Here is a 23,855-nt window from a genome sequence, read left to right as displayed (position 1 = left end):
GGGGCGCTGCTGACCTGCGAAGGGACGGGGCTGACCTGCGAAGGGGTGGGGCAGTTTCCGGCTGCCCCGCCCGATGGCCCTATTCCTCGCCTGTCGCCACCGCGCCTTCGGCGAGCGTCGGGCGCGGGTCGGGCAGGGGCGCGCGGCGGTCGCCCGTCTTGAGATAGGTGTCGAACCAGCGCATCATGCGAAGGTTGTAATCGTAACGCGCCGCCGCGCCCCGGTTGCCGTGCCCCTCGCCCGGATAGAACACCAGTCGGACCGGGACCTCGGGCTTCCTAAGCTTGATGCTGCGATAGAGCTCGAGGCTCTGGCCCGGATCGACCCGCGTGTCGTCCTCGCCGTGCATGATGAGGATCGGGGTGTTCGCCTTGTCGACGTGATAGACCGGCGAAACCTCGAGCATCCCGAGCCAGTCCTCCCAGGGCCAGGCGAGCGAATGGACGTTGTGCATCTCGTTGGGAATGTCGCCCGTGCCGAACTTGCTGACCTGGTTCGAAATGCCGACGAACATCACGGCGGCGGCGAATTCGTCCGAATAATAGGTCGCGCCCCATCCGCTCGCATAGCCGCCATAGGACCCGCCGGTGATCCCGGTGCGGTCGGGATCGGCGATCCCTTCGGCCACCAGCGCCTTCTTCGCATCGACGATGTCGCGGAATTCTGGGTCGGTATACCTGCCCTGGTGCTGCTTGGCGAAGGCGACACCGTAGCCGGTCGAGCCGCGATAGTTCGGCAGGAACACGGCATAGCCCTGTCCCGCGGCGACCTGGCCGGGCTTGGAATAGGCGGTCTGCCAGCCGTTGCTTTCGTGCGCCTCGGGCCCGCCGTGAATGTTCATGATGGTCGGCGCGCCACCCGCCGGAGCGCCGCCGACCGGTTCGATCAGCACGCCCTCGATCTCCTGCCCGTCGGTGGCCGTGTAGGTGTAGCGGCGCTGCCTGCCGAAATCGATTTCGGCCAGCCAGGGATTGTGCGTCGTCCAGCGCCGGAACTTGCCGGTTTCCTCCGAGCCGGGGGCGCCTGAATCCCACACGAAAAGCTCGCTCGGGTGCAGCGGGCTGTCGGCCGCGACCGCGAGCGTTCCGCCCGCCGCCTCGACCCGGGTGAGGATGAGCGAGCCGGGATCGTGTTCCTCCGCCAGCGCCCCGTCGGCATCGTAGATCCGCAGGGCCGAGCGCGCGCCGATGTGGATGACCGCGGCGAGCCGGCCGTCATCGAGCCATTCGGCATCGACCGCGGCTTCCGCGGCCCCGGCGTTGAGCGCGCGATATTCGCCGGTCGCCGCATCGACGAGGTGCAGCGTGGTGGCCGCCGGATCGTTCATGTCGACCGCCGCGATAAGTGACAATTGCGTCCCGTCCGGCGACCATTCGACATCGCCGAGCTTGCCCGGCGTCTCGACCACCGCGGTCACCTCGCCGGTGGCGAGGTCGATCAGGTTTACGCGCATCGAGGTGTAGCTGTCGTCGACCAGCGGGGTGGGCGCCGTCAGGACGAGCGCGCGCTCGCCGTCGGGCGCGACGTCGAAGGCGCTGACGAAGCCGGGCAGGGCGATCTCGCGCGGGTTCTCGTCCGGTTCCTCGCCGATCGTCGCCGCGAACAGGCGGGCGGGGCGGAATTCCTCCTCGTAGACCTTCGCATCGAAGCCCGCCTCGTGTTCGGCCTCGCGCCGCTCGTCCGGGCCGGGCCCGGCGAGCATGTAGATCGCCTTGCCGTCGGGCGCGATCTCGTAGGCGCGCACGCCGGCGTCCGGCACGGCGGCGAGTTTCCGGTAGGTCCCGCCCGCGACCGGCACGCCCCAGACGGCGGTTTCGTCCGCGTCCCTGGCCCAGAGGAAGGTCACCATCGACCCGTCGGGGGCGAATGCGACCTGTCCGGGGCTGATGTCGTCGGGCAGATAGGCGCGCGCCTCGTTCGGGCCGGTCGCCACCTTGAGCTCGCCGCGATAGCCGCCGTCCTCCTCGCCCTCGGTCACGTCGGGGTGCGATCCGGTGGTGTAGGCGATGCTCCTCCCGTCGGGCGCGACCGCCATCGCGCCCAGCGCCTCGAGCTTCGCCACGTCCTCGGGCGTCATCGGGCGCGCGCTGGCGGCGGTCGCGGCGAGCGAGACCGAGGCGGTGAGCGCGGCGGCGAGAAGGGTGATGCGGGTCATTCGGATTGGGATCCTTTCCTTGCCGTGACGGCGTGCTGCGCGCGTACATAACGGCCGCGCCGGTGAGCGCAACGTGGGCGCGACCGGGCGCGCCGCGAGCGTCCGGGACGCGGGCGGGTTTGCGGGGGCGGGACATGGCGGCGGCGACGCAGGCGCGGGGCGCAGGCGGCGACGGCGCGGCCATCCGGCCCCCGGCGGAGGGGCGGGCGGAGGGGGGCTTATCGACCTCGGTCGCAGCAATTCGCGCCGCGGCCCGGTCGGCGCCATCGGATGCGGCGCGATCGGATGCGGCGCCATCGGGTGCGGCCCCACGGGAGCGCGGCGTCGTGGGCCGTTCGCCCGCTCTCAGCCGGTCATGTCGTCGCCGGGGATCTGCGAGACGACCTCCATCGGCGTGTTCCCGGTCAGCCGCCACTGTCCGGGATGATCGCCGCTCAACGCGATGCGGCGGAAATCCGCGCAGTCGTCGATCCTGACGACGCCCGGTTCGTCCGCCCGGGTCTTGGCCTGCACCCCGATCGTCGCAGGCGAGCCGGTCCGCCCGCTCGCGTCGCGGCAGCCGACGAAGGTGAAGCGCCCGCCGCCGATCGTGCCGGAGGAATTGTTCGCCGCGGCAAGGATGCCGCGATAGCCGGAGTTCTCGCAGTCGAACACGCAGTCGCGGAAGATCACGGCGGCCTGCACGCCGATGCCGGCCCCGAAGACCTGGGCGTTCGCGCGCGGCCCGACCACGAAGCGCACGCGGCGGAATTCGGCGGTGTAGTTGCGATTGACCTCGCCCTCGCTGTCGGGCGTCTGGAAGACGTGCACGTGATCGGTGTGCCAGCCATAGCGCAGGCTGCCGCCGGAACCGGGCGGGGCGGTGGCGCGGATGGTAAGATCGAACGCGCCGGTGTTCGCGTGCCCTTCGATGATCGAGCGCTGCGCGCCCGGCGCGTGTTCGAACACCACGCCCTCGCGCGTGCGCCCGCCGAGCCAGACCCAGTCGGGCACGTGCTCGCTCACGCCGAGATAGGGCGTCTCCTTGGGATCGAACACCAGCGCGATGCGGTGGAACGGGTTCGCGCGCAGGCACACCGGCAGTTGCGAGGGATTGTCGGGATCGGCCAGCGGGCCGCCGTCATAGAGGCTTTCGAGCGCGGCGCGGATCGTCGTGAATTCCCGCGTCGGGCCGACCGCGATGACCTCGTCGAAACCGTCCGCCCAGTGCCTGTCGGTGTAATCGCTGCGGGTGGAGACGTTGCGGCGGTTGATCCGCCCTTCCTCGAAGGTGGCGAACTGGAAGACCGCGGCGCTCGGCACGATCCCCGCCGGATCGAGCTTGATCCAGCCCTGCATCCCCGAGAATTGCCGCGAATCGAGCGGGTTGGTGGAATTGAGCAGGATCCGCTCGGGCAGGTCGTCGTAATCGGGATCGCGCAGCTCGAAGAACGCGACCTGCCGTCCGAGCTGTTCGTCCCAGATGTGCATCCGGAAACGGGAGAGCGAGGTTTCGACCAGCGAGACCCGGTAATCGCGCGCCTTGGCATTGGTGAGGACGAGCTCGCGCGTGATCGCGGCCAGGTAGGGGTCGAGCGCGGTGGCGGTCGGATCATAGGGGTCGTTGCCGGACGGCGGCGGGCTCGGCGCAGGGGACGGGGCCGGCGTCGGGGTCGGCGTCGGGGCGGGCGAAGGGGTCGGCGTCGGGCCGGGCGTCGGCGAGGGGGAGGGCGACGCGGCGGGCGGCGCGGCGGGCTTGCTCCCTCCGCCGCCGCAGGCCGTAAGGGCGAGCGCGCTCGCGCCCGCAAGAAAGGATCGCCTCGAACACGCCATGACCGGGACTGTTCCTCCTGCCTCTTGATCGATTGCGCTGCATCCCCGCAGGTCCCGTGCCTTAAGGCCGGGGTGCGGGCCGGGAAACCCGAAAATCCGCTTGCCCCGGAATGGCTTGCGCTCCGGGCGGCGCAAACGCGGTGCGGCGCTCAGAAACCGACCGCGAGGCCGACCCGCCCGCCGGTGCTTTCCGGCGCGCTCGACCCGGCGATGCCGGCCGAGAGGTAGAGCCGTTGCCCGAGCCGCGCCGCGAGCGATCCGGCAAAGCCCTGTTCGCCGCCGAAGGTCGAGGCGTTGAGGCTGACCGATAGATTGCTGTCCGGCACCACCATCTGCCCGGCCAGCGCCATCGCCGCCACGATCCCGCCGCGCGCGCGCCGGTCGACCTCCTCGAGCCGGAAGTCCAGGCCTGCGAGGCGCGCATCGAGGCCGTTCACCCGGTTTTCGAGCGCGCCGAACTGCGCGTCGGTGATCGCCGCGAGGCTGTTCATCGAAACCCGCATGTTGGCGACCGCGGCGGCGCTCGCGGCCTGCTGCCGCCCGAGCGTGCCGTTAGCATCGACGGTGACGACATCGACCGGGCCGACCTGCGCGAGGGTCGAGGCCTCGATGTCGCCGATCCTCACCGCGCTGCCCGCCCCGCCGAGCGCGACCTGCCGCGCCGCACTGGTCGCCGCGCCCGCGCCGATCGCGGTGGCGCCGGCATGGTTCGCCGCCGCGCCTGTGCCGATCGCCGCCGAATCGGTCGCGAGCGCGCGGGTCTCGAACCCGATCGCGGTGGCCCCGAGGTTCGTCGCCTGCGCGCGGTTGCCGATCGCGGTCGCCTGGTCCGCGGGCGCGAAGGCGGAATAGCCGAGCGCGGTCGAAAAGCTGCTGCGCGCCTGAGAGAAGGCACCGAAGGCGAGCGCGCCCACCCCCGTCGCCCCCGCGCCCGATCCGACCGCGGTCGATTGCACGCCGGTCGCCGTGGTGCCCGATCCGAGCGAGGTGGTGTTGAGCCCTTCCGCGTTCGCCTCGCGCCCGAGCGCGATCGTGTCGGTCCCGCTCGAGCTCGCCGCGATCCCCGCCGAGCTGATCGCGAGATAGGGCGTCGGCGCGCCGACCTCGATCCCGGCGATCGCATCGCCGAGCGCGCTGTTCAACTGGCCGAGATTGACCGCGTCGCTGTCGGCGATCCCGGCGGCGACGTGGACGATCCGGCGCTGCAGGCTGGCCGATCCGACCGCGACCGTGTTCGCCTCGTCGGCGACGGAGAGACGGCCGAGCGCGACCGCGCCCTGTGCGCTCGCCGCGCTGCCCTGACCGAGGGCCATCGCGCCCGCCGCGCTCGCATCGGCCGATCCGCCGAGCGCGATGCTTTCCGCCTCGCGCGCGTCGGCGAGTTCGCCGATCGCGAGCGCCCGCGCCGCCGTCGCGGCGGACGACCGGCCGAGCGCCATCGCGCCCGCCGCTCCGGCATCGGCGAAACGGCCGACCGCGATCGCATTGTCCGCCCCCGCGTCCGAGAACAGCCCGATCGCGACCGCGTTTCCGCCGGTCGCCCGGCTGCCCGCCCCGAGCGCGGTCGCGCCCGAGGCATCGGCCAGCGCGCCCTGGCCCAGCGCGCTCGCATTGCTGGTGGCGGCCGTGGTCCCCGCCCGGGCGAACTGGCCGATAGCGGTGTTCGCCGTGCCGGGCGCGCGGGCGGCGTTGCCGACCGCCACCGCGCGGTCCCCGGAGGCATCGGCGTCGTTGCCGAGAGCCGTGGCGAAGCTTCCCCCCGCGCTTGCCGTGCGGCCGCACTGGAGCCCGTCCTCGGCCGTGGCGACCACGGGCGGGGAAACACCGTCGAGCGTGCATTGGGCCGCCCCGTCCGCCGCGGCGGGCGCACCGGCGACCAGCGCGGCAAGGACGGCGGCGGCAAGCGCCATGCGGGCGAGCGCAGCCGCAGCCGGGCAGAGCGGTGCGGGAGGGACGATCCGGGGCGCGGGACGGGGCATGGTCTTTCCTTCGCATGACGGGGGAAGGCGCCGGCGGCACCCCGCATGGGCGCGGCCTTTCCTTCGCGGGCTCTCGGGGAAAGAACCTAGGCCGTTCAAAGGGAAAGCCGGTAACGGTGTTGCCTCCGGATCGGTGCTAGCCCACAAGGACAACATCCATTTTGCGCACGACGACCGCGCGACCAGACGGGAGCGGCATCTTGCACTTTTCGAGAAGGGGCGTCCTTGCCGGTGCGAGCGCGCTTGCGCTGGCCTCGTGCGGCGGCGGCGGCGGCGGGAGCGGGAGCGGGAGCGGTTCGCAGCCGCCAGCGACCGGCGGCCCGCCTTCCGGCCCGGCCCCTGCGCCGACGCCCACGCCGATCCCGACCCCGACCCCCACTCCCACGCAGGCCGCGAATTCGCCGTTCCGGGCGGCGGTGGCCGACGATTACCTGCGCGCGCTCGTCACCGACATCCATGTCGAGGGCGGCGATCCCGCAGCGGATTACCTGCTGAACTACGAAACCGCCTTCTTCCCGGGATCGAACCTCTACCGCGTGCGGCTGATCCTGCGGGACGCCGCGAGCGGCACCGATGTCGCGATGTGGGCGCGGCAGGGGGACCGCGATTTCACCGGCGGGATACCGGATACGGTGCTGTTCTCGCAGCGCACCCTGCCCTCCTACACGGGCATCACCGCGCTCGCCCGGGTCGACTGGTCGCGGATCGACTGGAACCGCACCGCGCTCACCACCTACACCGCCCCGGCCGAAGCGGGCATCGAGCCCGATCGCGTGCTCACCCGCGAGGATATCCACGCCCGCTTCGCCGCCGCGGCGGAACCGGCGGTGCGCCTGACGGTCGGGGCGGGCGCGGCGGGTGCGACCCATTTCAACAGCTTCGCCGCCGCGATCCGCAGCCTCTATCGCACGGGCACGCCGATCGCCCGTTCGACCTTTCCCTGTTCGGACATCGCCGCCTTTTCGAACCAGGTGCTGATCGAATGCGTCGATGACGGCTGGTCGGAGGAAATGCCCGCCTTGCGCAGCGGCGGCATCGACGAAGGGCTGCTCGTCCCGCCGTTCGTCACCCTGCGCGGACGCGGGGACACCCGCCTTTTCCTGCCCGATACCGGCGGCACCGCGCCGGTGCTGGAGGCGCCCTTCTCGTTCCGGATCGAGGACATGGAGATCGAGAACCGGGGGCGGGGCTATGCGCTCCACATCGACAACGCGAACGGTCTCAGCCGCCGCGACGAGCGCGATGGCGCGAGCCTCCGTTTCCCGCTCGTCTCGGTGATGAAGAACGTGCGTTTCGTCGGCTCGCCGCTCCAGCAGACCTGGCTGCAGGGCTGCGGCCTGTCCAACGGACACCTGATGGTGATGGAGGGCTGCACCAGCGAGGCGGCGGCGGCGAAGAACATCTTCGGTATTCACAATTCGCCCGCCACGACCGACCCCGGCCGGGTCGAGATTCTCGATTCGACCTTCAACGATGCCGATTTCCCCGGTGCGGCGGCGCTCCAGCTCGTCACCTCCTTCGCGCAGGGGACCCCGCACGAGGTCGCGGTGCGCGGCTCGACCCTCGACAGGATCGTCAGCGGATCGGCGGCCGGCGCATCGGCCTTCGTGCTGGTCTGACGCCGGCAAGTCTCGACACCGCCCGGCAAAACCTGTATGTGTCGTCGCACCCCGGGGAGGCAGCTCCGCCATCCTCGCCTCGCGCGCGGATGGGCAAACGGAAAGCCTGAGAGGTGTGGGTATGCTCCACACGACCCGTCGAACCTGAACCGATTAGCATCGGCGGAGGGAGTGGTCTGGTCGGCACCCAGAAACCGCTTTCTTCGTCCATGAGGAGAGAGCTTTCATGGCCGACATCAACAGCCCCGTCGAAATCGGCGTCACCACCGGACCCATCCGCGGCAGCCGCAAGATCCATGTCGGCGCGCGCACCGGAACCGGCGTGCGAGTCGCGATGCGCGAGATCATGCTCGAAGGCGGGGAGCCGCCGGTGCGCGTCTACGACACCTCCGGCCCCTACACCGATCCGGATGCGAACATCGACATCCACGCGGGCCTCCCGGCGCTGCGGCGCGAGTGGATCATGGCGCGCGGCGATGTCGAGGATTACGAGGGCCGCGAGGTCAGGCCCGAGGACAACGGGCAACTCGGTCCCGACCGTTCGGGCGGGGTCGCGCAGTTCCCCAATGTCGTGAAGCGTCCCCTGCGGGCGAAAGCGGGCGCGAACGTCACGCAGATGCACTATGCGAGGCGCGGCATCATCACGCCCGAAATGGAATATGTCGCAGAACGCGAGAACCTCGGCCGCGAGATCGCCGCGGACCTCGTGCGCGACGGGGAAAGCTGGGGCGCGGAAATCCCCGATGTCATCACCCCCGAATTCGTCCGCTCCGAAGTGGCGCGGGGGCGGGCGATCATCCCGTCCAACATCAACCACCCCGAAAGCGAACCGATGGCGATCGGGCGCAATTTCCTCGTCAAGATCAACGCCAATATCGGCAATTCCGCGGTCGCCTCGGACGTGGCGCAGGAAGTCGACAAGATGGTCTGGGCGACCCGCTGGGGCGCGGACACGATCATGGACCTGTCGACGGGCCGCAACATCCACGACACGCGCGAATGGATCATCCGCAACAGCCCCGTGCCGATCGGGACCGTGCCGATCTACCAGGCATTGGAGAAGGTCGGCGGCGTGGCAGAGGACCTTACCTGGGAAATCTTCCGCGACACGCTGATCGAACAGGCCGAACAGGGCGTCGACTACTTCACCATCCACGCCGGCGTTCGCCTGCCCTTCGTGCCGATGGCGGCAAAGCGGGTCACGGGCATCGTCAGCCGCGGCGGGTCGATCATGGCGAAATGGTGCCTCGCCCACCACAAGGAGTCCTTCCTCTACGAACATTTCGACGAGATCACCGAGATCATGAAGGCCTATGACATCGCCTATTCGCTGGGCGACGGCCTGCGCCCCGGATCGATCGCCGACGCCAATGACGAAGCCCAGTTCGCCGAGCTCTACACCTTGGGCGAGCTGACCAAGCGCGCCTGGGAACAGGACGTGCAGGTGATGATCGAAGGCCCGGGCCATGTCCCGATGCACAAGATCAAGGAGAACATGGAAAGGCAGCTCGCCGCCTGCGGCGAAGCGCCGTTCTACACGCTCGGCCCGCTCGTCACCGACATCGCGCCGGGATACGACCACATCACCAGCGGCATCGGCGCGGCGCAGATCGGGTGGTACGGCACCGCGATGCTCTGCTACGTCACGCCCAAGGAACATCTCGGCCTGCCCGACCGCGACGACGTCAAGGTGGGCGTCGTCACCTACAAGCTCGCCGCGCACGCAGCCGACCTCGCCAAGGGCCATCCGGCGGCGCAGGTCCGCGACGATGCGCTCTCCAAGGCGCGTTTCGAATTCCGCTGGCGCGACCAGTTCAACCTCAGCCTCGATCCCGACACGGCCGAGCAGTACCATGACCAGACCCTGCCGGCCGAAGGCGCGAAGACGGCGCATTTCTGCTCGATGTGCGGGCCGAAGTTCTGCTCGATGAAGATCAGCCAGGAAGTGCGCGATTTCGCGGCAAAGCAGAATTCGGACCCCGACAGCTTCCTCGCCGCGACCTCGCCCGAGGCGGTGGCAGAGGCGGAGAAGGGCATGGAGGAGATGAGCAGGCTCTACGACGCCAAGGGCCGCCGCCTCTACCTGCCCGAGGACGCCGCCGAATGAGGACGCAATAGGATGGAGAGGACCCGGCGGGGCCATGGCCGCCGCCGGGTCCGGTTCGCAAGGCCTCCCGCATGATCCGCATCACCTATTGCCTCCACCGCCTGCCGACGCTCACCCGCGCGCAGTTTCAGCGCTACTGGCGCGAAACCCACGCCCCGCTGGTCGTCGCGGCGAGCGAGGCGCTCGGCATCCGCCGCTATCACCAGCAGCACACGCTGACGAGCGACCTTGCCTGCCGCCTCGCCGGGGCGCAGGGCATCCCCTGCGGCGAGGGCGAGGATTTCGACGGCATCGCGGAAATCTGGTTCGACAGCGAGGCGGCGCTCGCCGCGGCCGGGTCGAGCGAGGAAGCCCGCCGCCACGCCGCGATCCTCGCAGCCGACGAGGCGCGCTTCATCGATTTTGCGCGCAGCCGCTATTTCCTCAGCGCGGCGAACGCGGTAATCGGCGGCGAACAGGTCGAGGAGGCAAGCAGATGAACGACGGGCGCATCACCGGGCGCGGGTTCCTGGCGGCATGGGCGCCGCTCGCGCTCGCCGCGTGTGCGGGCGGGGGCGAAGGCGGGGACGAAACCGAACCCGCGCCCGCCCCGCTCGACGAAGCGGCGGTCGCGGCGCGTTCGGCGCCGATCGCGCAGGGCTTCGCCGCGGACCTCAGGACCCAGCTCAAGAGCGCGCTTGAGACCGGAGGCGCGAAGAACGCCGTCAGCGTGTGCCAGCAGGTCGCCCCCGCGCTGGCCGAATCCGCTTCGGAGGAAAGCGGCGCGCGCGTCACCCGCATCGCCGCGCTCCACCGCAATCCGCAGGGCGGCGTGCCCCCGGAAATGCAGGCGCAATACGATTCGCTCGCGGCAGAGCCGGTCGTGGACGGCGCGCCCGCCCGCCGCATCTGGCAGGCCGAGGACGGGCGGGTCCATTTTCTCAGCGCGATCCCCATGGCCGAACAGCCCTGTTCCGCCTGCCATGGCCCCGCCATCGATCCCGAGCTTGAGGCCCATATCGAAAGCCTCTACCCGGATGACGCCGCGACCGGGTTCGAGCCCGGGGACCTGCGCGGCGCGCTGCTCATCTCCTGGCCCGCCGGCAGCTTCGGCGCATGAGGCCGCGCGCCGCCCTCGCGGCGCCGCTCCCCGCCGCGCTCCTCGCGCTCGCCGCCTGCGCCACCCTGCCCGATGAAGGCTTCGACCCCGTCCCGCGCGCCGAGGCGCCCTTTTTCGACCCGCTGGTGTTCTTCGCCGGCATGAGCACGGGGCGGGGCGAACTCGACAAGGTCGTCTCCGGCACGGTCCCGCTGCGGGTCGAAAGCGCCGGGCGGATGCTGCGCCCCGGCGTGCTCGAACTGGAGCAGGTGGTGTTCGAGGGCGACAAGCCCCCGCGCACCCGCCGCTGGGAAATCCGTGAAGCAGGCGAAGGCCGCTGGGAGGGCGCGCTGACCGACGCCGACGGGCTGGTGGAGCTATATGCGAAAGGCAACCTGCTGACGATCAGCTACCGCATGGACGGCAATTACGACGTGACCCAGCGGCTGACTTTGTCGCCGGACGGGAGCCGCGCCTACAACGAGCTTAAGGTGGAGCTGATGGGCGTGACCGTCGCCGTGCTGGCGGAGGAGATCGTGCGGGGGTGAGGGGCTGACGCGAGTTCGCTTGTTCATATGCCGTAAGCGGATTATTCGACGTGGATGAGCGCGCCGCCTGATCGCCCAAAAATCTACCATATTCTGCATGTCGATCGCTTGCCGTCAGTGATCGCTGCTGGGGGCCTGTTGCCAGATACCGAAATGAACGGACGCGACGGTTGCGGCACCGTCATAGGCATGCAGAGTTTGAAAGCACACCGCCTGTCCCGTCCCGTCGACGGGCATCTCGGGCTGACTGTCGGGGCTTGCGTTCCGTTCTATTTTTGTTCTAGATCGCTGATGCTTTACGTAATTCACAAAGCGAACCATCCGAACCTCAATTACAGAGGAGGGCAGAGGCCGATTGTGCATCTGCAAGCCGATATGAAGGCCGTTGTGGAGTGGGCGCGGGTTCGAGACAAACGTTGGGCCTTCACCCTAGGCAATGCTTCTGCGAACTACGCTGAGTTCCGCACTGACTGGGAAGATCTCCCAGAGCTGAACTGGCCGGCGGTCCTAGGAACTGACTTCAGTACGCCAGAAACAAAGGACGCTAAGCAGGCCGAATTTTTGCTCGAAGGTGGGTTCCCTTGGGCCTTGGTAGAGCGGGTGGGTGTCATCGATCAGACCGTCGCCCAACACGTGTCCGACGCGATACCCAGCACGGTCCATCGCCCCAATATCGAGATAATCCGTGCATGGTATTATTGACGGAGGGGGAGAGAGAAATGATCCAAGTTGCACAAGGAAACTTGCTGACCGCCGACGCCGAGGCCTTGGTCAACACGGTAAATTGTGTCGGTGTCATGGGGCGAGGCATCGCTTTACAATTTAAGGATGCCTATCCCTCGAATTTCGAAGATTACGCTATCGCCTGCGCAGCCGGAGAGGTCGTTCCTGGTAAGATGCATGTGCATACGACAAATCAGCTAACGAACCCTCGCTTCATCATCAATTTTCCGACCAAAAGACATTGGCGGGGCAATAGTCGATTGGAAGATATTGAAGCAGGCCTAATTGATCTCCGATCCGTTATCGTTGAGCGGCGTATTCAATCAATTGCACTTCCGCCATTGGGTTCTGGTTTGGGAGGACTGCCATGGCCCGCAGTCAAAGCTCGCATCATCCACGCGCTAGGGGACTTGGAATTGGTTAAAGTTATTTTATTCGAGCCTCTTCCTGATGCAGACAAAATAAAGCGGCAACGTAAAAAGGCGGGCCCGACGTTATCTCCCCTCCGGGCGGCACTAGTGAGCCTCATCGACAGATACATGCGTGGGCTGATGGAGCCGAATATTACTCTTCTCGAATTGCACAAGCTGGCGTATTTTTTGCAAAGTGGCGGGTTAAATATGCGCCTGCGCTTCCAGAAGGCACATTACGGGCCGTACGCTGAGAATTTACGTCATGTCTTGAATGATATGGAGGGTTACTACACGGCTGGATACGGCTTCGGCGGCGACCAACCTGACAAAAAAATTGAGATCGTTCCCGGTGCGCTTGAAGCTGCGCAACTTGTCATCGAAGCTGATAAGGAAACTGCGATTACTTTCGGCCGCATTGATGAGCTTGTGCGAGGTTTCGAAACGCCGCTCGGCCTAGAGCTTCTAGCAACGACTCATTGGGCTATATGGCAAGAAGGTGCGCGGAACTCCACGGACGTACGCGATGTGTTCGGGCTCTGGAGCAAGCGCAAATCTAATTTCACTCAACGGCAGATCGATATTGCATTCGAACGGCTTGAATCAGGAGGATGGCTGCCACCGTCGTAGCCATCTATCCCCCTTTCCTACTCCCCCCATCCCATTGCATCCTCCCCGGATGCCGCACGAACCCGCCCCCCGCTCCGCCCCTTCCGCCAGCCGTCGCAAGATCCGCGAGGACGGCTGGACCCTCGCAACCCAGGCCGCCTTCCTGCGCGCGCTTTCGGCGACGCATTCCGTCACCGAGGCCGCGCGCTCGGTCGGCAGGTCCCGCCAGTCGGCCTATCGCCTGCGCTCGCGGCTCAAGGGCAAGCCCTTCGATCTCGCCTGGGAGGTCGCCTTTCACCATTCCTATGACGTGCTCGCCCATGCCGCGCTCGAGCGGGCGCTGAACGGGGTCGAGGTGCCGGTATATTACCAGGGCGAGCAGGTCGGCTCCTACCGCCGCTATGACGAGCGGCTGACGGTCGCGCTGCTGGGCCGCTTCACGCTCGGCGGGAATCCGAATTTCGGGCGGCTCGGCCCGATGGCCGAACGCCACGCGCGCGATTTCGAGGCGCTGCTCGAAAAGGTCGAGGCGGGCGAGGAGGTCGAAACCGGCGCCGCCAGCCCCGATGACCCGGGCGAGATCGAGGCGATCCGGCGTTTTTCGCTCCCCGCCCCGTGTCCGTCCGAACCCTCCGACGAGGAAATAATGGCGATTTTACAGGAATATGCGCGCGACGAGGAAAGGTGACAGGGTGTAAACTTTGTAAACTTTCTTGTTTCGTGCGCCGCCATCCGGCGGCGCGTCCTCGGTGCTGTTCCCGCCGCTGGTGCGGCGGGGCACCTGCGGCTCGGCCGCGTGGCCTCGCGGTCGCTGCGCGACCGGTTCCCGCGCAACCATGCGAGGCCTCGCGCCAATGGCTTTTGCACGAACGCGCGAAGGCAGAACTGTTCCGGCGGCGCAGCCGCCGCAAGGGCGACCGCCCGCCCGCAGCGCCGAAGGCGCGAGGATATCGCAGCCCGGACGGGCTGCTCAAACAAGAGACTCTGCGCAAACAAAAGACCTCCGCAAACATAAAACCCTGCGCAAAGAGCCACTTAACCCCACGATTAGGAGAATCCCGCAAGCCGTGCTACAAGGCCCTTGCTGACGTCGGAATTTGCGACGGACTTCGTATTTTGACTCGCCGCCTGGCCCCGCGTTCCGACGCGGAACCGGCCCCCGGCGTAAACCAGACGACGACTTCCTTTCCCCTGAACGATTTGACGCACGAGCCGGGGGCATGTCGCTCCCCGGCAAACCCAACGTTCTTGAAAGGAACGACTTATGGCCAAGACCGGCACCGTGAAATTCTTCAACACCGACAAGGGCTACGGCTTCATCCAGCCCGATGACGGTTCCGCCGACAGCTTCGTCCACATCACCGCGGTCCATGCCGCCGGGATGCAGACGCTCGATCGCGACCAGCGCCTCAACTACGAGGTCGAAACCGGCCGCAACGGCAAGGAAAGCGCGATCAACCTCGTCGCGGCGGACTGACGCCGGACGGACGGAGCGCGGGGGGCGGCCAACGTTCCCCGCGCGCCTGTCCCGCCGCGACCAACCCCCACACGAGGAGGCCCCCGATGGCCCAGACCTACGAATTCTACACCGAACGCGCCAACGAAGCGGCCAAGGCCGCCAAGCAGGCGAAGCTCGAAAACGTGCGCGAACGCGAACTGCGTTCGGAAAAGACCTGGCGCGGGCTCGCCGAACAGGCGCGCAAGACCGCCGTGGAACGCGAAAAGGCCGATGCCGAACGCGCCGCCCGGCGCGAGGCCGAGGCGACCGAGGCGGCCGAGGCGGCCGAGGCGTCCTCCGCGGACTGATCGCACGCCGATCGCACGCCGATCGGCATTTCGATCGCATGGGGCGCACCGTGCGTGGCCCCGGCCCTGTCGCAATCGCCGGTTCATTCCCTGGCTTGCAGGAAAGGCCCCTCGTCCGATACGGTGGGCGATTACAACACAAGCAAGGAGGCACCTAGCGATGCAGTTCCAGTTCAACACCAACAGTTCCGTCATGGGGACCGAAAACGTCGCCGAACGGATCGAGGCGGCGGTGCGGCAGAAGCTCGCCCGTTTTGAGGAACGGCTGACGCGGGTGGAGGTCCATGTGGCCGACGACAACGGCGCCAAGCACGGCGCGGCCGACAAGCATTGCACGATCGAGGCCCGCCCGCGCGGCGGCAAGCCGATCGGCGTGACGGCGAGGGCGGACAAGGTCGACGACGCCGCGCGCAAGGCCGCCACGACGCTCGCCCAACGGCTCGAACGCCATTTCGGCAAGGGCGAAAAGGACAAGCACGCAGCGCGCCCCGACAAGGTGCTGTAAAGGCCTGACGGGTGCCCGGCGTCCGGCGCGACCGGCGTGGGCGGGTGTGCAGCGGGCTCGACGTCGGCTTGGGCGTGCCCGATCTTGGCCTCGGCCCGCAGCGCTGCCCGGCAAGGATGATCCGGCGGCCGCGCGGGCGAGGAGGGCAGGAGCGCCGGGGTCAGCCCGGCAGGTCGCCGGGCGGGTTCGCGCCGGTGATGCCGAGCTCGCCGAGGATCGCTTCGATCTCCTTCTTCACCCGGAAGAATCCGGCGCGCGCGTGCGGCCAGGTCGCCCGCGCGAGATCGCCCAGCAGGAAGGCGGCGCGCCCATCCTCCGCCAGCGGGGCGAGAGCCGGCATCAGCGCGTCGTGCGTCCAGCCGATCGGGAGATAGGGGCAGGCGACCCGCTCGATCCCGGCGTCCGCCAGGATCGCGCGAAGGTCGTCCCCTTCCTCCCACCGGCAGGACCCGCAGCCGAAGGCGCGGGCCGCTTGCGCCATCCCGCTTTCCACCGCGCCGCGCGCGAATTGCGCCGCGGGCTCGCCCACCTCGCGCGGGGAGCGCGCCTCGGGCCGCGCCGCGCCGATCACCAGCGCCGGGCGGGCCGGCAGGGCGATCGGGACGTGGCTCGCCGCCTCGTCGTGGAGGATGAGCGCGTAGGGCTCGGCAAGCGCTTGCGGGCTGACCGGACCGGGCAGGTCGAGCGCGCGCCGCGCGTGTTCGCGCTCCTCGCGAAGCGGCGGCGCGTCCCCGGCGAGGCCCTCCGCGGCGAGCGGCCCGCCCGGCCGGTGCGCGGTGTAGCGCGCGATGTTGTCGGCCCGCGCGAGATAGGTCTTGCCCGCCGTGTGCAGCCCGCCGACCCAGCGCCAGGACAGGGTGTTGGAGGCGGCATCGCCATCGCGCAGGTGCCGCAGGAAGAAATCCGCGCCCAGTTCCCAGTCGAGCTCGAAAGTGAAGATCCAGATGCTCGCAAACCACATCCGCGCGTGGTTGTGGAGATAGCCGTGCTCGACCAGCTCGTGCGCCCAGGTGTCGAAGGCCGGGATGCCGGTGCGGCCCGCGGTGGCCTCATGATAGGCGGTGCGTCGCCCGGCATTGCCTTCGAGCCGCGAAATGGCCGCCTCGCGCGCTTCCCTGTAGCTTTCCCAGACCGAGGGGCGCTGTTCCAGCCAGCCCTTGAAATAGACCCGCCAGAACACCTCGGAAATGAAGCTCTCCGCCTCGCGCGGGCTGTGCTGGCGCAGCGCGGCCTCGATCACCTCGGCCTCGCCGATCAGCCCGGCGTGAAGCCAGGGCGATAATTGCGAGACGTTGGAGCGGCCGCGTTCGCCCGGCGCATCGCTGACCGGCCCGTCGTCATAGCCGCGGCTTTCGGCATAGTCGCTGCCTGCGCGGGGAAGGAAGCGGGCAAGGCGATCGAGCGCGCGCTCTCGGGTCGGGGTCCAGTCCATGTCGCTGGCAACCGCGCGCGCCCCTGCGGGTTCCGCGTCGCGCGGGCGCCGGGCAGGCCGGGCGGCAAAATTGTGGCAGAAAAATGGAACGCCTGCACGGCTTCGAGCATTGGCGAGGGGAGGGGGGGTTGGATGACGCAAACCGGCCCGACCACTCACCGCGCGCCGCGAAACGCGCATCCGTCACTGCAATTCTTGAGGAGCCTACCCGATGAAAAAGCTCACGATCACCATTGCTTCCGCCGTCGCGCTCGGCCTGTCGGCCTGCGCCGAGGAACCCGCCGAAAACGATGACATGATGGCCGATGAAACCTCGATGGCCGAAGAGGCGACCGCGCCCGGCAACATCGTCGAGGTCGCGGCGGACGACGGGAGCTTCACCACGCTGGTCGCCGCGATCAACGCCGCCGAACTGGGCGACACGCTGAGCGGCGATGGTCCCTTCACCGTCTTCGCGCCGACCGACGAAGCCTTCGGCAAGCTGCCCGAAGGCACGGTCGAGACGCTCACCACCGACGAGACGGATCGCCTGGAATCGATCCTGACCTACCACGTGGTCGAAGGCCTGATGGATGCCGCCGCCGTGACCGAGGCGATCGAAGCCGCGGGCGAGGAAGGCCTCGAGCTCGAAACCGTCGGCGGCCCGACTCTCACCGCGACGCTGGTCGAGGGGCAGGTCATGCTGACCGACGCGGCGGGCAACATGGCGACCGTGACCGCGACCGACGTGGAGGCCTCGAACGGCGTCATCCACGTCATCGACACGGTGCTGATGCCCGAATAAGCCCCGGTTCATCGGCAATATCCAAGAAAGGCGGGCCTCGACGGGGTCCGCCTTTTGCATATGAAAGGGCAAGGCATTAGAGCGATTCCCGATGCGCTGCGTGACATGGTAAATCGCGGCAAAACAGGAAATTAGAGCGGTCGATCCGGCGCAACCTGGCCCGAAGGCCGCTCACGGAAGGCCCTGGCGCGAAGGAGAGGAAAGCCGATGCCGTCATCACCCACCCGTCCTGCCAGCGCGGTTCTCGCCGCCTGCCTCGTGCTCGCCGCCTGCGCGGGGGAGGAGGGCGATGCGATCGGCCGCGATACCGAGCCTTTTTCCGGGATCGCCGAGGACGAGGTGATCGAGGTGACCGGGAACGAGCCTTTCTGGGGCATGACGATCGACCAGGCGGCAGGCGTGGCGGCCTATTCCACGCCCGAGAACATCGACGGGACCCGCTTCAAGGCTGCCCGCTTTGCCGGGAACAACGGACTGGGCTTCACCGGCACGCTCGCCAGCGGGGAGGGCGTCGTCGTGACGATCACCCCCGGCGAATGCAGCGACGGGATGACCGACCGGACCTATCCCTTCACCGCCACCGCCAAGATCGGCGGGCGCGACCTTGAGGGCTGCGCCTTCACCGACAGCTAGCCTCTCTTATTCACGGCGATGCGGTTGGGCGCCTCTCGGCGCGAGCTTGACGCCACTGCTGCGTGCGGCGGCGTAGAGCGGGCGTGCGGCACCGCTGGCGTCTGTTTCACCGCGCTGTGATCGATGGGCTTTTCTGGTTGAAGGACTTGGCTCGGGGTTTCTGCGGCACTGCCGCGCCCGCTACGTCGGCGCAGGCTTGAGCGCGAGAACGATGGCACGCATCAGATCGGCATCGGGGCACGCAGAGGCGAACGCTACGCGGATTCGGGTGGCGCTTTCCATGACGCGGGCAGCAACCTTGAGCAGCCGCAGGCGCAGGGTCGTAAACTCGGCTTTTGCCAGAGCGGTGGTCTTTGGGATCGCCTGCTGAACGCGCCACAGCAGCCAGTAGGCAGCGGTGTGCAGGATCAGGCGCATCTGGTTGGCGTTCGCCGACCGGCACGAGGTGCGGTCACTGGCCAGCTGGGTCTTGTGCAGCTTGATCAAGTTCTCGGCCTGCCCGCGCGCACAGTAGAGCGTGTCATAGATGTATTCAGCCGAGCCTTGGGTTAGCGATGTGACGACATAGCGGATATCCATGCCCAGCGTGCTGGCCTCGATCCTGGCGACGACGCGGCGCTGGCGGTTCCAGCTCTTCGCGCCGTAGCGGGTCTCGGCATAGCTGCGCAGGACCGGGAGTTGGCACTCGGCGCGGCGGACCGCGCAGGCATCGGCGGCAGTGACGATAACCGGATCAGCGCGCAGCGCGGCGTTGGTCGGCAGACCGAACACGTAATCGACATGGGCCGCCTCGCAGAAGGCCATGACCTCGGGCCGTCCATAATGCCCGTCACCGCGGATGGTGATGTGGGTATCGGGCCAGTGGCGGCGAAGATGGCGCACCAGACGCCGGATATGCCCTGCCGCCTCCTTGCCCGAAGGCGTCTTGCCCGTGCGCAGCAGCATCGCCACCGGCCGGCCCGTTGCCGTGTCGTAGACATGGATCGGCAGGAAGCAGCGCTCCCCATGATGTCCGTTCCAGAAGGAGAGTTGCTGATAGCCGTGCACGACGTCGCAGGTGTCATCGATATCCAGCGTCACCGCCGCCGGCGGAGTGGGGTAGCTGGCGCAGTAGATGTCGATCATGATCCCCAGCATCTTTGCCAGCTCGCGCGTGCTCGGCGCATTCTCCCAGCGGCTCATCGTCGGTTGGCTGGCCAACCCCGCACCCGATCCCGGCAGCTTGCCCAGCGCCAGGCGGAAGCCCGGATCATCGCGCAGAGCGTCGAGATCATCGGCATCCTCATAGCCGCAGGCGATCGCGAACATCCGCGCGCGCAGGATATCTTCAAGCCGATGAACCACCCGAGCAGGATCGCGCGGATCGGCAATACACGCCGCAAGCCGCTGGCAGAGCCCCATCATGCGCTCGGCCTGAGCCAGCACCAGGACCCCGCCATCCGAGGTCAGCCTGCCGCCGTCAAACGCAGCTGTGACCTTCTTGCCGCGCACTGCTGGAAACGAAAATACGGACGCGCTATCATCGCATCCGGCGGGTGTGGTCTGTGGCATATTTTGCCCCGTTGCAGGTCTGGCTTAAGCAACCACATTCCTACAACAATGCAAATGCTTACGCCACTCCCGCCAACCCGTCAGACCACTGCCGGTGAATAATCCGGGCTAGGGCTTCACCGGGCCGGCAGCGCCATGAAGCAGGGCCGGCTCGGAGCGCCGATCGGGCGGCGGCCGGTGGGGCAGGGCTGGCGGGTGTTCCTGTGGCTCGCCGCGGCGTTCAATTTCATGGTCGGCGCGCTCGGCATGTTCTCGCCTGCGGCCGATGTCGATGCGCGGCTGATCGGCCTGTTCGTCTTCGCCTTCGGCCTCGTCTTCTTCCAGGCGGCGCGCGATCCCGAACGGCTCGCCCCCGTGCTGTGGGCGGGCGTGGTCGCCAAGCTGGGCGCGGTCGCGCTGCTCGCTCCGCAGGCCTTCGGGGCGGGGGGCACGCTGCTGGTGGCGGGCGCGATCGGGCTCGACGCGCTGTTCGCCTTCGGCCTGCTCGCTTTCCTGCTGGCGCGCGGGAAGGATACGTGACGGCCTGATCGCGGCGGGAACGCGCTCGGCATCGAGGGCCACCTTGGCCGCCGCGACGAACCTGTCCGGCGGGGCCACCCGGCCGCTAGAACAGGCCGCGGATCTCGTACTGCGCGGGATTGGGCCGCCGCGGCTGGAGCAGGCGTGGTCCGGCCCCGGCCCCGTCCCGCCGCTCCGCCGCGCTCGCCCCCGCGATGGCCCCGTCCCCGTTCGCCGCGATCGGGTCGCACGTGCGCCCGGCGAGGAAATCGAGCGCGGTGCGGATCGACGCCTCGCGCGGGTCGCCGAGCGCGATCGAGATGTCGTCCCCCGCGGCGCAGGTGGCGGGCATGGCCGAGGCAAGGCCGTTGTAGTAATCGCTCTCGCCAGCGGCGTTGACCGTGCGGAAGGTGGTCGCCCGCACCCTGAGGTCGCAGGCCTCAAGGTCGAAGCCCGATTGCCCGACCGGCTTGCCGAAGGTGTCCGTCCCGATCAGCGCGACGTTTTCGCCGAGATAGGGGATCATCGAATTGATCACGAGCTCGCTCGCCGAGGCGGTACCCTGGCGGGCGATGAAGGCGATCTTCGTCGGCGAGACCGAGACGATCGGTTCGGGATCGGTGAAGCGCGGATTGCCGGCGGCATCGAACTGGCCCGGGATCTGGAAGCTCGCCGTCGCCTCGAACAGCCTGGTCGAATTGCGCTGCGACTGGCTGTCGCGCCACACGGTTTCGCTGAACACCTTGCCCGTGTTCGGGCCGCGCAGGAAATCGCCCATCAGGTCCGCGATCCGCACCAGCCCGCCGCTGTTGTAGCGCAGGTCGATCACGAATTCGGTGATGCCTTCCGCCGCGAAGCGTTCGAACGCGTCCTCGATCTGGCGGTCGGCATTGCCGACGGAGAAGGTGCGAAGGTTGAGATAGCCGATCTTCTTCGCCCCGTCGGTGATGATCTCGACGCCGTAGCGGTCCGAGACCGGGTCGAGCGAGAATTCGGTCTTGGCGATGCTGCGCTCGATCTCGGCGCCCTCGACGGTGCGGAACCGGATCACCCGCTCCAGCCCCGGCGTCGAGGGGCCGAGCGCGTCGATCACGGCGTTCGGACCACCGCTCGCCATCAGGCTGGCGACCGTCTGGAGATTGCCCGCCGAAGTGCCGATCGCGAGCAGTTCGGTCCCGCGGTCCATCCCGGCATCGAACCCGTTGCCGTTCTCGAACGCCTCGATCACGAAGACCCGGTCCGCGCCTTCGTCATAGGCGAGGCGGATGCCGAAGCCCGCGCTCGAGCCCGAATTGATCAGCGCGTTTTCCTCCGCGATCGAGGTGGCGAAGGTGAAGAACCGGTCGATCCCTTGCGCGCGCGCCGGGGCGACGCGGGCGTTGAGGTAGTCCTGCACGTCGGTGAAATCCGCCGGATCGACCGTGTTGTCGAGGAATTCGGGGAAGAGATACCAGTCGTCCAGCACATCCTCGGCGAAGGCGATCCGATCGCTCACCGGGCAGGATGCGGTGGTCGGCGTCGGGGCGGGCGTCGGGGCGGGCGTCGGCTCGCCCGCGACGGGCGGCGCGTTCGACCTGCTGCCGCCTCCGCCGCACGCGGCGAGGGCGAGCGCGAGGGTGACGCTGAGCGCGGTGCGTCCGGGTTTCATGGCGTGTGCGACTCCGACAAGCTGATCAAAGGTCCGACGGGATCCCCCATCCCGGCCCTCCACCCGCGGCCGGAAGCGCCCTTCATGCAATGCCGCGCGGCGCGGGGCAAGCCGCGAGCCGGTTTTCGCCGGGGGCCGAGGGTGGTATCGAGGCCGCGATCGCTCCCACGGCCCGGCAGATTGCGAAGTTTTCCGCAGAAACCGGGGCAAAAGGGGCCGCCCGCGCCTCGTATCGGGCGGGCAACCGCACTAGCAAGCAGGAATGAAAGCGACTCTGTCATGACAGGATTACCGCAATGGCTCGCCGGGAAACTGCCCGCGGGCGCGCGCCATCCCGGGCTCGCCATCGCCGCGCTCGGCGATGAGAAGACGCTCGCCAGGGGCGGCTTCGCGCTGACCAGCCCAGCCTTCGCCGCCGGGGACGAACTCGACCCGTGCTTCACCGCCAAGGAGGAGGACGCGGTCGCGCCGCCGCTCGAATGGAGCGCGCCGCCGCCGGGCTCGCAGGAGATCGTGATCCTGGTCGAGGACGCCTCGAGCCCGGGCGAGGAGCCGCAGTGCCACTGGCTCGTCTGGGGCCTGCCCGGGCAGAAGGGCAAGCTGCTCGAAGGCGAGACCCCGCCGCGCACCGGCAAGAACGCGGCCGGCAATTCGGAATGGCTGCTGCCCAACCCGCCTCTGGGCGAAACGCGGCACTACGTCTTCCAGGCCTTCGCGACCGAATTGCCGCTGACCACCATGCCCGGTGCCACGCGCGCGGAGATCGTGCGGGCGCTGACCGGCCAGGTGACCGCCTGCGCCGTGCTGCCCGCGCCCTTCACCGGCACGACCGCCGACGACGGCGCCCCTGCGACGGACGATTTTTGAACGACCTGCCATAACAAGAAGGAGAAGGATCATGGCTGGCAATAATGCGCTGCAGAAACCCGTTCAGCTTTCGGGCGACCTCGAGGCGGTGGTCGGCAAGGGCCCGATGACCCGCGCCGAAGTCACGTCCAAGGTGTGGGAATACATCAAGGCGAACAACCTCCAGGACAGCAAGGACAAGCGCCAGATCAATCCCGACGCCAAGCTCGGCGCGGTGATCGGGAACGACCAGATCTCGATGTTCAAGATGACCGCGGCGGTGTCGAAGCACCTCAGCTGACGGTTCGCGGCCCGCCCGGCCGGCGGCGCGCGATGCGGTAGGCTCCGCGCCGCCGGCTGATCGGTTCGCCCTTGCGCGACAGCGCGATTTCGCCCTTCTCGTGCAGGGCATCGACGCTTTCGTGCACCACGCCCATCACGGCGCGCCAGTCGCCCTGCGGCCCGGCCAGCCTTTTCGCGGCCTCGCTCGGGCAGATCGTCCGGCCGGGGCCGCGCTCCTCCAGCAGCGCGAGGATCGCCTGCTCGGCCGTCATTCCTGTCCCGGCGTGCCCTTTTCCGACGTGCCCTGTCCGGACGTGTCCTGTCCCGGCTCCCAGCCCGGCGGAGCGAGTTCGAAACCCGCGAAATCGAAGCCGGGCACCACGACGCAGGACACCAGCGACCAGCCATGCGCGCCCTCGTCCGGGGTCAGCGGCCGGGTCGCCTGCCAGTGGCCGGTCGGCACCACGCCCTGCGGCGCCTCGCCCTGCGCGACATCCGCGCCCAGCCGCAGGCTCGTGACCTCGGCATAGTCGCTCTCGGCCAACCGCAGCTCGAGCGGGTCGCCCGCCTGCCAGATCCACAGCTCCTCCGCATCGACCCGGTGCCAGTGCGAGGATTCGCCCGCCCTGAGCAGGAAGAGGATCGCCGTCCCCGCCGCCCGCTCGCCGCCGGTGCCGGGCTGCGTGCCCGCGCGCCACGTCTCGCGGTACCAGCCGCCCTCGGGATGCGGCTGCAGCCGCAATTGTTCGATCAGCGCGACCGCGCTATTGCCCGTTCCGGACCGGTCCTGCGTCATCGGGGTTCCTTTCGGCGCAGGCTCTAGAAGGAGA

24 protein-coding genes and 1 riboswitch are annotated in these 23,855 nt (G+C 68.4%); of the genes, 16 read left to right on the top strand and 8 right to left on the bottom strand.

All coding sequences use genetic code 11. The features are described from left to right. Positions 1 to 79: 79 nt before the first annotated feature. The 3 genes from BLU08_RS07735 to BLU08_RS07720 form a co-directional block, all read right to left on the bottom strand. Positions 80 to 2,155, bottom strand: a complete 2,076-nt coding sequence (locus BLU08_RS07735; protein ID WP_090197739.1) for a S9 family peptidase — start codon at positions 2,153 to 2,155, stop codon at positions 80 to 82. Positions 2,156 to 2,500: 345 nt separating this feature from the next. Further along, the gene (locus BLU08_RS07730) at positions 2,501 to 3,967 is read right to left on the bottom strand and encodes a hypothetical protein (protein ID WP_157674481.1); all 1,467 of its coding nucleotides are present in this window, start codon (positions 3,965 to 3,967) and stop codon (positions 2,501 to 2,503) included. 149 nt (positions 3,968 to 4,116) lie between these two features. Continuing rightward, positions 4,117 to 5,946 carry a YadA-like family protein gene (locus BLU08_RS07720; protein WP_172801001.1) on the bottom strand — a complete coding sequence of 610 codons (1,830 nt, stop codon included), beginning with the start codon at positions 5,944 to 5,946 and terminating at the stop codon, positions 4,117 to 4,119. 200 nt (positions 5,947 to 6,146) lie between these two features. Between BLU08_RS07720 and BLU08_RS15390 the strand changes: the two genes are divergently transcribed. From BLU08_RS15390 to BLU08_RS07665, 11 genes are all read left to right on the top strand, one after another. After that, positions 6,147 to 7,565: a hypothetical protein gene (locus tag BLU08_RS15390; RefSeq protein WP_197676850.1), complete on the top strand. Its 1,419-nt coding sequence runs from the start codon at positions 6,147 to 6,149 to the stop codon at positions 7,563 to 7,565. Positions 7,566 to 7,607: 42 nt separating this feature from the next. Beyond that, a riboswitch (TPP riboswitch) is annotated at positions 7,608 to 7,754 on the top strand. A 37-nt stretch (positions 7,755 to 7,791) separates the two neighbouring features. Next, a complete protein-coding gene (gene thiC, locus BLU08_RS07710) occupies positions 7,792 to 9,672 on the top strand; it encodes a phosphomethylpyrimidine synthase ThiC (RefSeq protein WP_090197724.1) in 1,881 nt (626 codons plus the stop codon). A 71-nt stretch (positions 9,673 to 9,743) separates the two neighbouring features. Beyond that, complete coding sequence (locus BLU08_RS07705) at positions 9,744 to 10,151, top strand: EthD domain-containing protein (RefSeq protein ID WP_090197721.1); 408 nt, start codon at positions 9,744 to 9,746, stop codon at positions 10,149 to 10,151. Further along, complete coding sequence (locus tag BLU08_RS07700) at positions 10,148 to 10,771, top strand: DUF3365 domain-containing protein (RefSeq protein WP_090197718.1); 624 nt, start codon at positions 10,148 to 10,150, stop codon at positions 10,769 to 10,771. Before BLU08_RS07705 ends, BLU08_RS07700 begins: the two co-directional genes overlap by 4 nt. Then, a complete protein-coding gene (locus tag BLU08_RS07695) occupies positions 10,768 to 11,298 on the top strand; it encodes a DUF3833 family protein (protein ID WP_090197715.1) in 531 nt (176 codons plus the stop codon). Before BLU08_RS07700 ends, BLU08_RS07695 begins: the two co-directional genes overlap by 4 nt. Before the next feature lie 54 nt (positions 11,299 to 11,352). Next, positions 11,353 to 12,000 (top strand): DUF4433 domain-containing protein, encoded by a 648-nt coding sequence (locus BLU08_RS07690; RefSeq protein ID WP_090197712.1) that lies wholly within the window; start codon positions 11,353 to 11,355, stop codon positions 11,998 to 12,000. 17 nt (positions 12,001 to 12,017) lie between these two features. After that, complete coding sequence (locus BLU08_RS07685; RefSeq protein ID WP_090197709.1) at positions 12,018 to 13,061, top strand: macro domain-containing protein; 1,044 nt, start codon at positions 12,018 to 12,020, stop codon at positions 13,059 to 13,061. A 49-nt stretch (positions 13,062 to 13,110) separates the two neighbouring features. Then, entirely contained in the window at positions 13,111 to 13,728 is a 618-nt protein-coding gene (locus BLU08_RS07680; RefSeq protein ID WP_090197706.1) for a hypothetical protein, read from the top strand. Between the two features lie 576 nt (positions 13,729 to 14,304). After that, positions 14,305 to 14,517 (top strand): cold-shock protein, encoded by a 213-nt coding sequence (locus BLU08_RS07675; protein WP_090197704.1) that lies wholly within the window; start codon positions 14,305 to 14,307, stop codon positions 14,515 to 14,517. Between the two features lie 86 nt (positions 14,518 to 14,603). Then, on the top strand, positions 14,604 to 14,846 hold the full coding sequence (locus BLU08_RS07670) for a hypothetical protein (RefSeq protein ID WP_090197702.1): 243 nt from the start codon (positions 14,604 to 14,606) through the stop codon (positions 14,844 to 14,846). A gap of 160 nt (positions 14,847 to 15,006) precedes the next feature. Beyond that, a complete protein-coding gene (locus BLU08_RS07665; protein WP_090197698.1) occupies positions 15,007 to 15,351 on the top strand; it encodes an HPF/RaiA family ribosome-associated protein in 345 nt (114 codons plus the stop codon). A 160-nt stretch (positions 15,352 to 15,511) separates the two neighbouring features. Here BLU08_RS07665 and BLU08_RS07660 read toward each other — a convergent pair whose 3' ends face one another. Further along, positions 15,512 to 16,783: an FAD-binding domain-containing protein gene (locus BLU08_RS07660; protein WP_090197695.1), complete on the bottom strand. Its 1,272-nt coding sequence runs from the start codon at positions 16,781 to 16,783 to the stop codon at positions 15,512 to 15,514. A gap of 211 nt (positions 16,784 to 16,994) precedes the next feature. Between BLU08_RS07660 and BLU08_RS07655 the strand changes: the two genes are divergently transcribed. Then, on the top strand, positions 16,995 to 17,567 hold the full coding sequence (locus BLU08_RS07655; protein ID WP_090197691.1) for a fasciclin domain-containing protein: 573 nt from the start codon (positions 16,995 to 16,997) through the stop codon (positions 17,565 to 17,567). Positions 17,568 to 17,774: 207 nt separating this feature from the next. Then, positions 17,775 to 18,200 carry a COG3650 family protein gene (locus BLU08_RS07650; protein WP_090197688.1) on the top strand — a complete coding sequence of 142 codons (426 nt, stop codon included), beginning with the start codon at positions 17,775 to 17,777 and terminating at the stop codon, positions 18,198 to 18,200. A gap of 180 nt (positions 18,201 to 18,380) precedes the next feature. Here the strand turns inward: BLU08_RS07650 and BLU08_RS07645 are convergent, their stop codons facing one another. Beyond that, positions 18,381 to 19,751 carry an IS1380 family transposase gene (locus BLU08_RS07645; RefSeq protein ID WP_090193770.1) on the bottom strand — a complete coding sequence of 457 codons (1,371 nt, stop codon included), beginning with the start codon at positions 19,749 to 19,751 and terminating at the stop codon, positions 18,381 to 18,383. Positions 19,752 to 19,886: 135 nt separating this feature from the next. On the opposite strand from BLU08_RS07645, the gene BLU08_RS07640 reads away from it, so the two are divergent. Next, positions 19,887 to 20,270 (top strand): hypothetical protein, encoded by a 384-nt coding sequence (locus BLU08_RS07640; RefSeq protein WP_090197685.1) that lies wholly within the window; start codon positions 19,887 to 19,889, stop codon positions 20,268 to 20,270. A gap of 85 nt (positions 20,271 to 20,355) precedes the next feature. Here BLU08_RS07640 and BLU08_RS07635 read toward each other — a convergent pair whose 3' ends face one another. Further along, entirely contained in the window at positions 20,356 to 21,897 is a 1,542-nt protein-coding gene (locus BLU08_RS07635) for a S41 family peptidase (RefSeq protein ID WP_090197682.1), read from the bottom strand. Positions 21,898 to 22,176: 279 nt separating this feature from the next. Between BLU08_RS07635 and BLU08_RS07630 the strand changes: the two genes are divergently transcribed. Both BLU08_RS07630 and BLU08_RS07625 read left to right on the top strand, forming a co-directional pair. After that, on the top strand, positions 22,177 to 22,764 hold the full coding sequence (locus BLU08_RS07630) for a YbhB/YbcL family Raf kinase inhibitor-like protein (protein ID WP_090197678.1): 588 nt from the start codon (positions 22,177 to 22,179) through the stop codon (positions 22,762 to 22,764). 31 nt (positions 22,765 to 22,795) lie between these two features. Next, complete coding sequence (locus BLU08_RS07625; RefSeq protein ID WP_090197675.1) at positions 22,796 to 23,044, top strand: SWIB/MDM2 domain-containing protein; 249 nt, start codon at positions 22,796 to 22,798, stop codon at positions 23,042 to 23,044. Here BLU08_RS07625 and BLU08_RS07620 read toward each other — a convergent pair. Next, positions 23,037 to 23,297, bottom strand: coding sequence for a DUF3253 domain-containing protein (locus BLU08_RS07620; protein WP_090197672.1), 261 nt, complete (start codon positions 23,295 to 23,297; stop codon positions 23,037 to 23,039). The two genes, BLU08_RS07625 and BLU08_RS07620, sit on opposite strands and share 8 nt — an antisense overlap. Beyond that, positions 23,294 to 23,821 carry a cupin domain-containing protein gene (locus BLU08_RS07615; RefSeq protein WP_090197669.1) on the bottom strand — a complete coding sequence of 176 codons (528 nt, stop codon included), beginning with the start codon at positions 23,819 to 23,821 and terminating at the stop codon, positions 23,294 to 23,296. Before BLU08_RS07615 ends, BLU08_RS07620 begins: the two co-directional genes overlap by 4 nt. Positions 23,822 to 23,855 lie beyond the last annotated feature (34 nt).

Source organism: Erythrobacter sp. HL-111 (genome assembly GCF_900105095.1).
Lineage (GTDB): Bacteria > Pseudomonadota > Alphaproteobacteria > Sphingomonadales > Sphingomonadaceae > Erythrobacter.
Note: the sequence above shows the minus strand (reverse complement) of the source record. Positions and strands in the feature narration are given on the sequence as shown.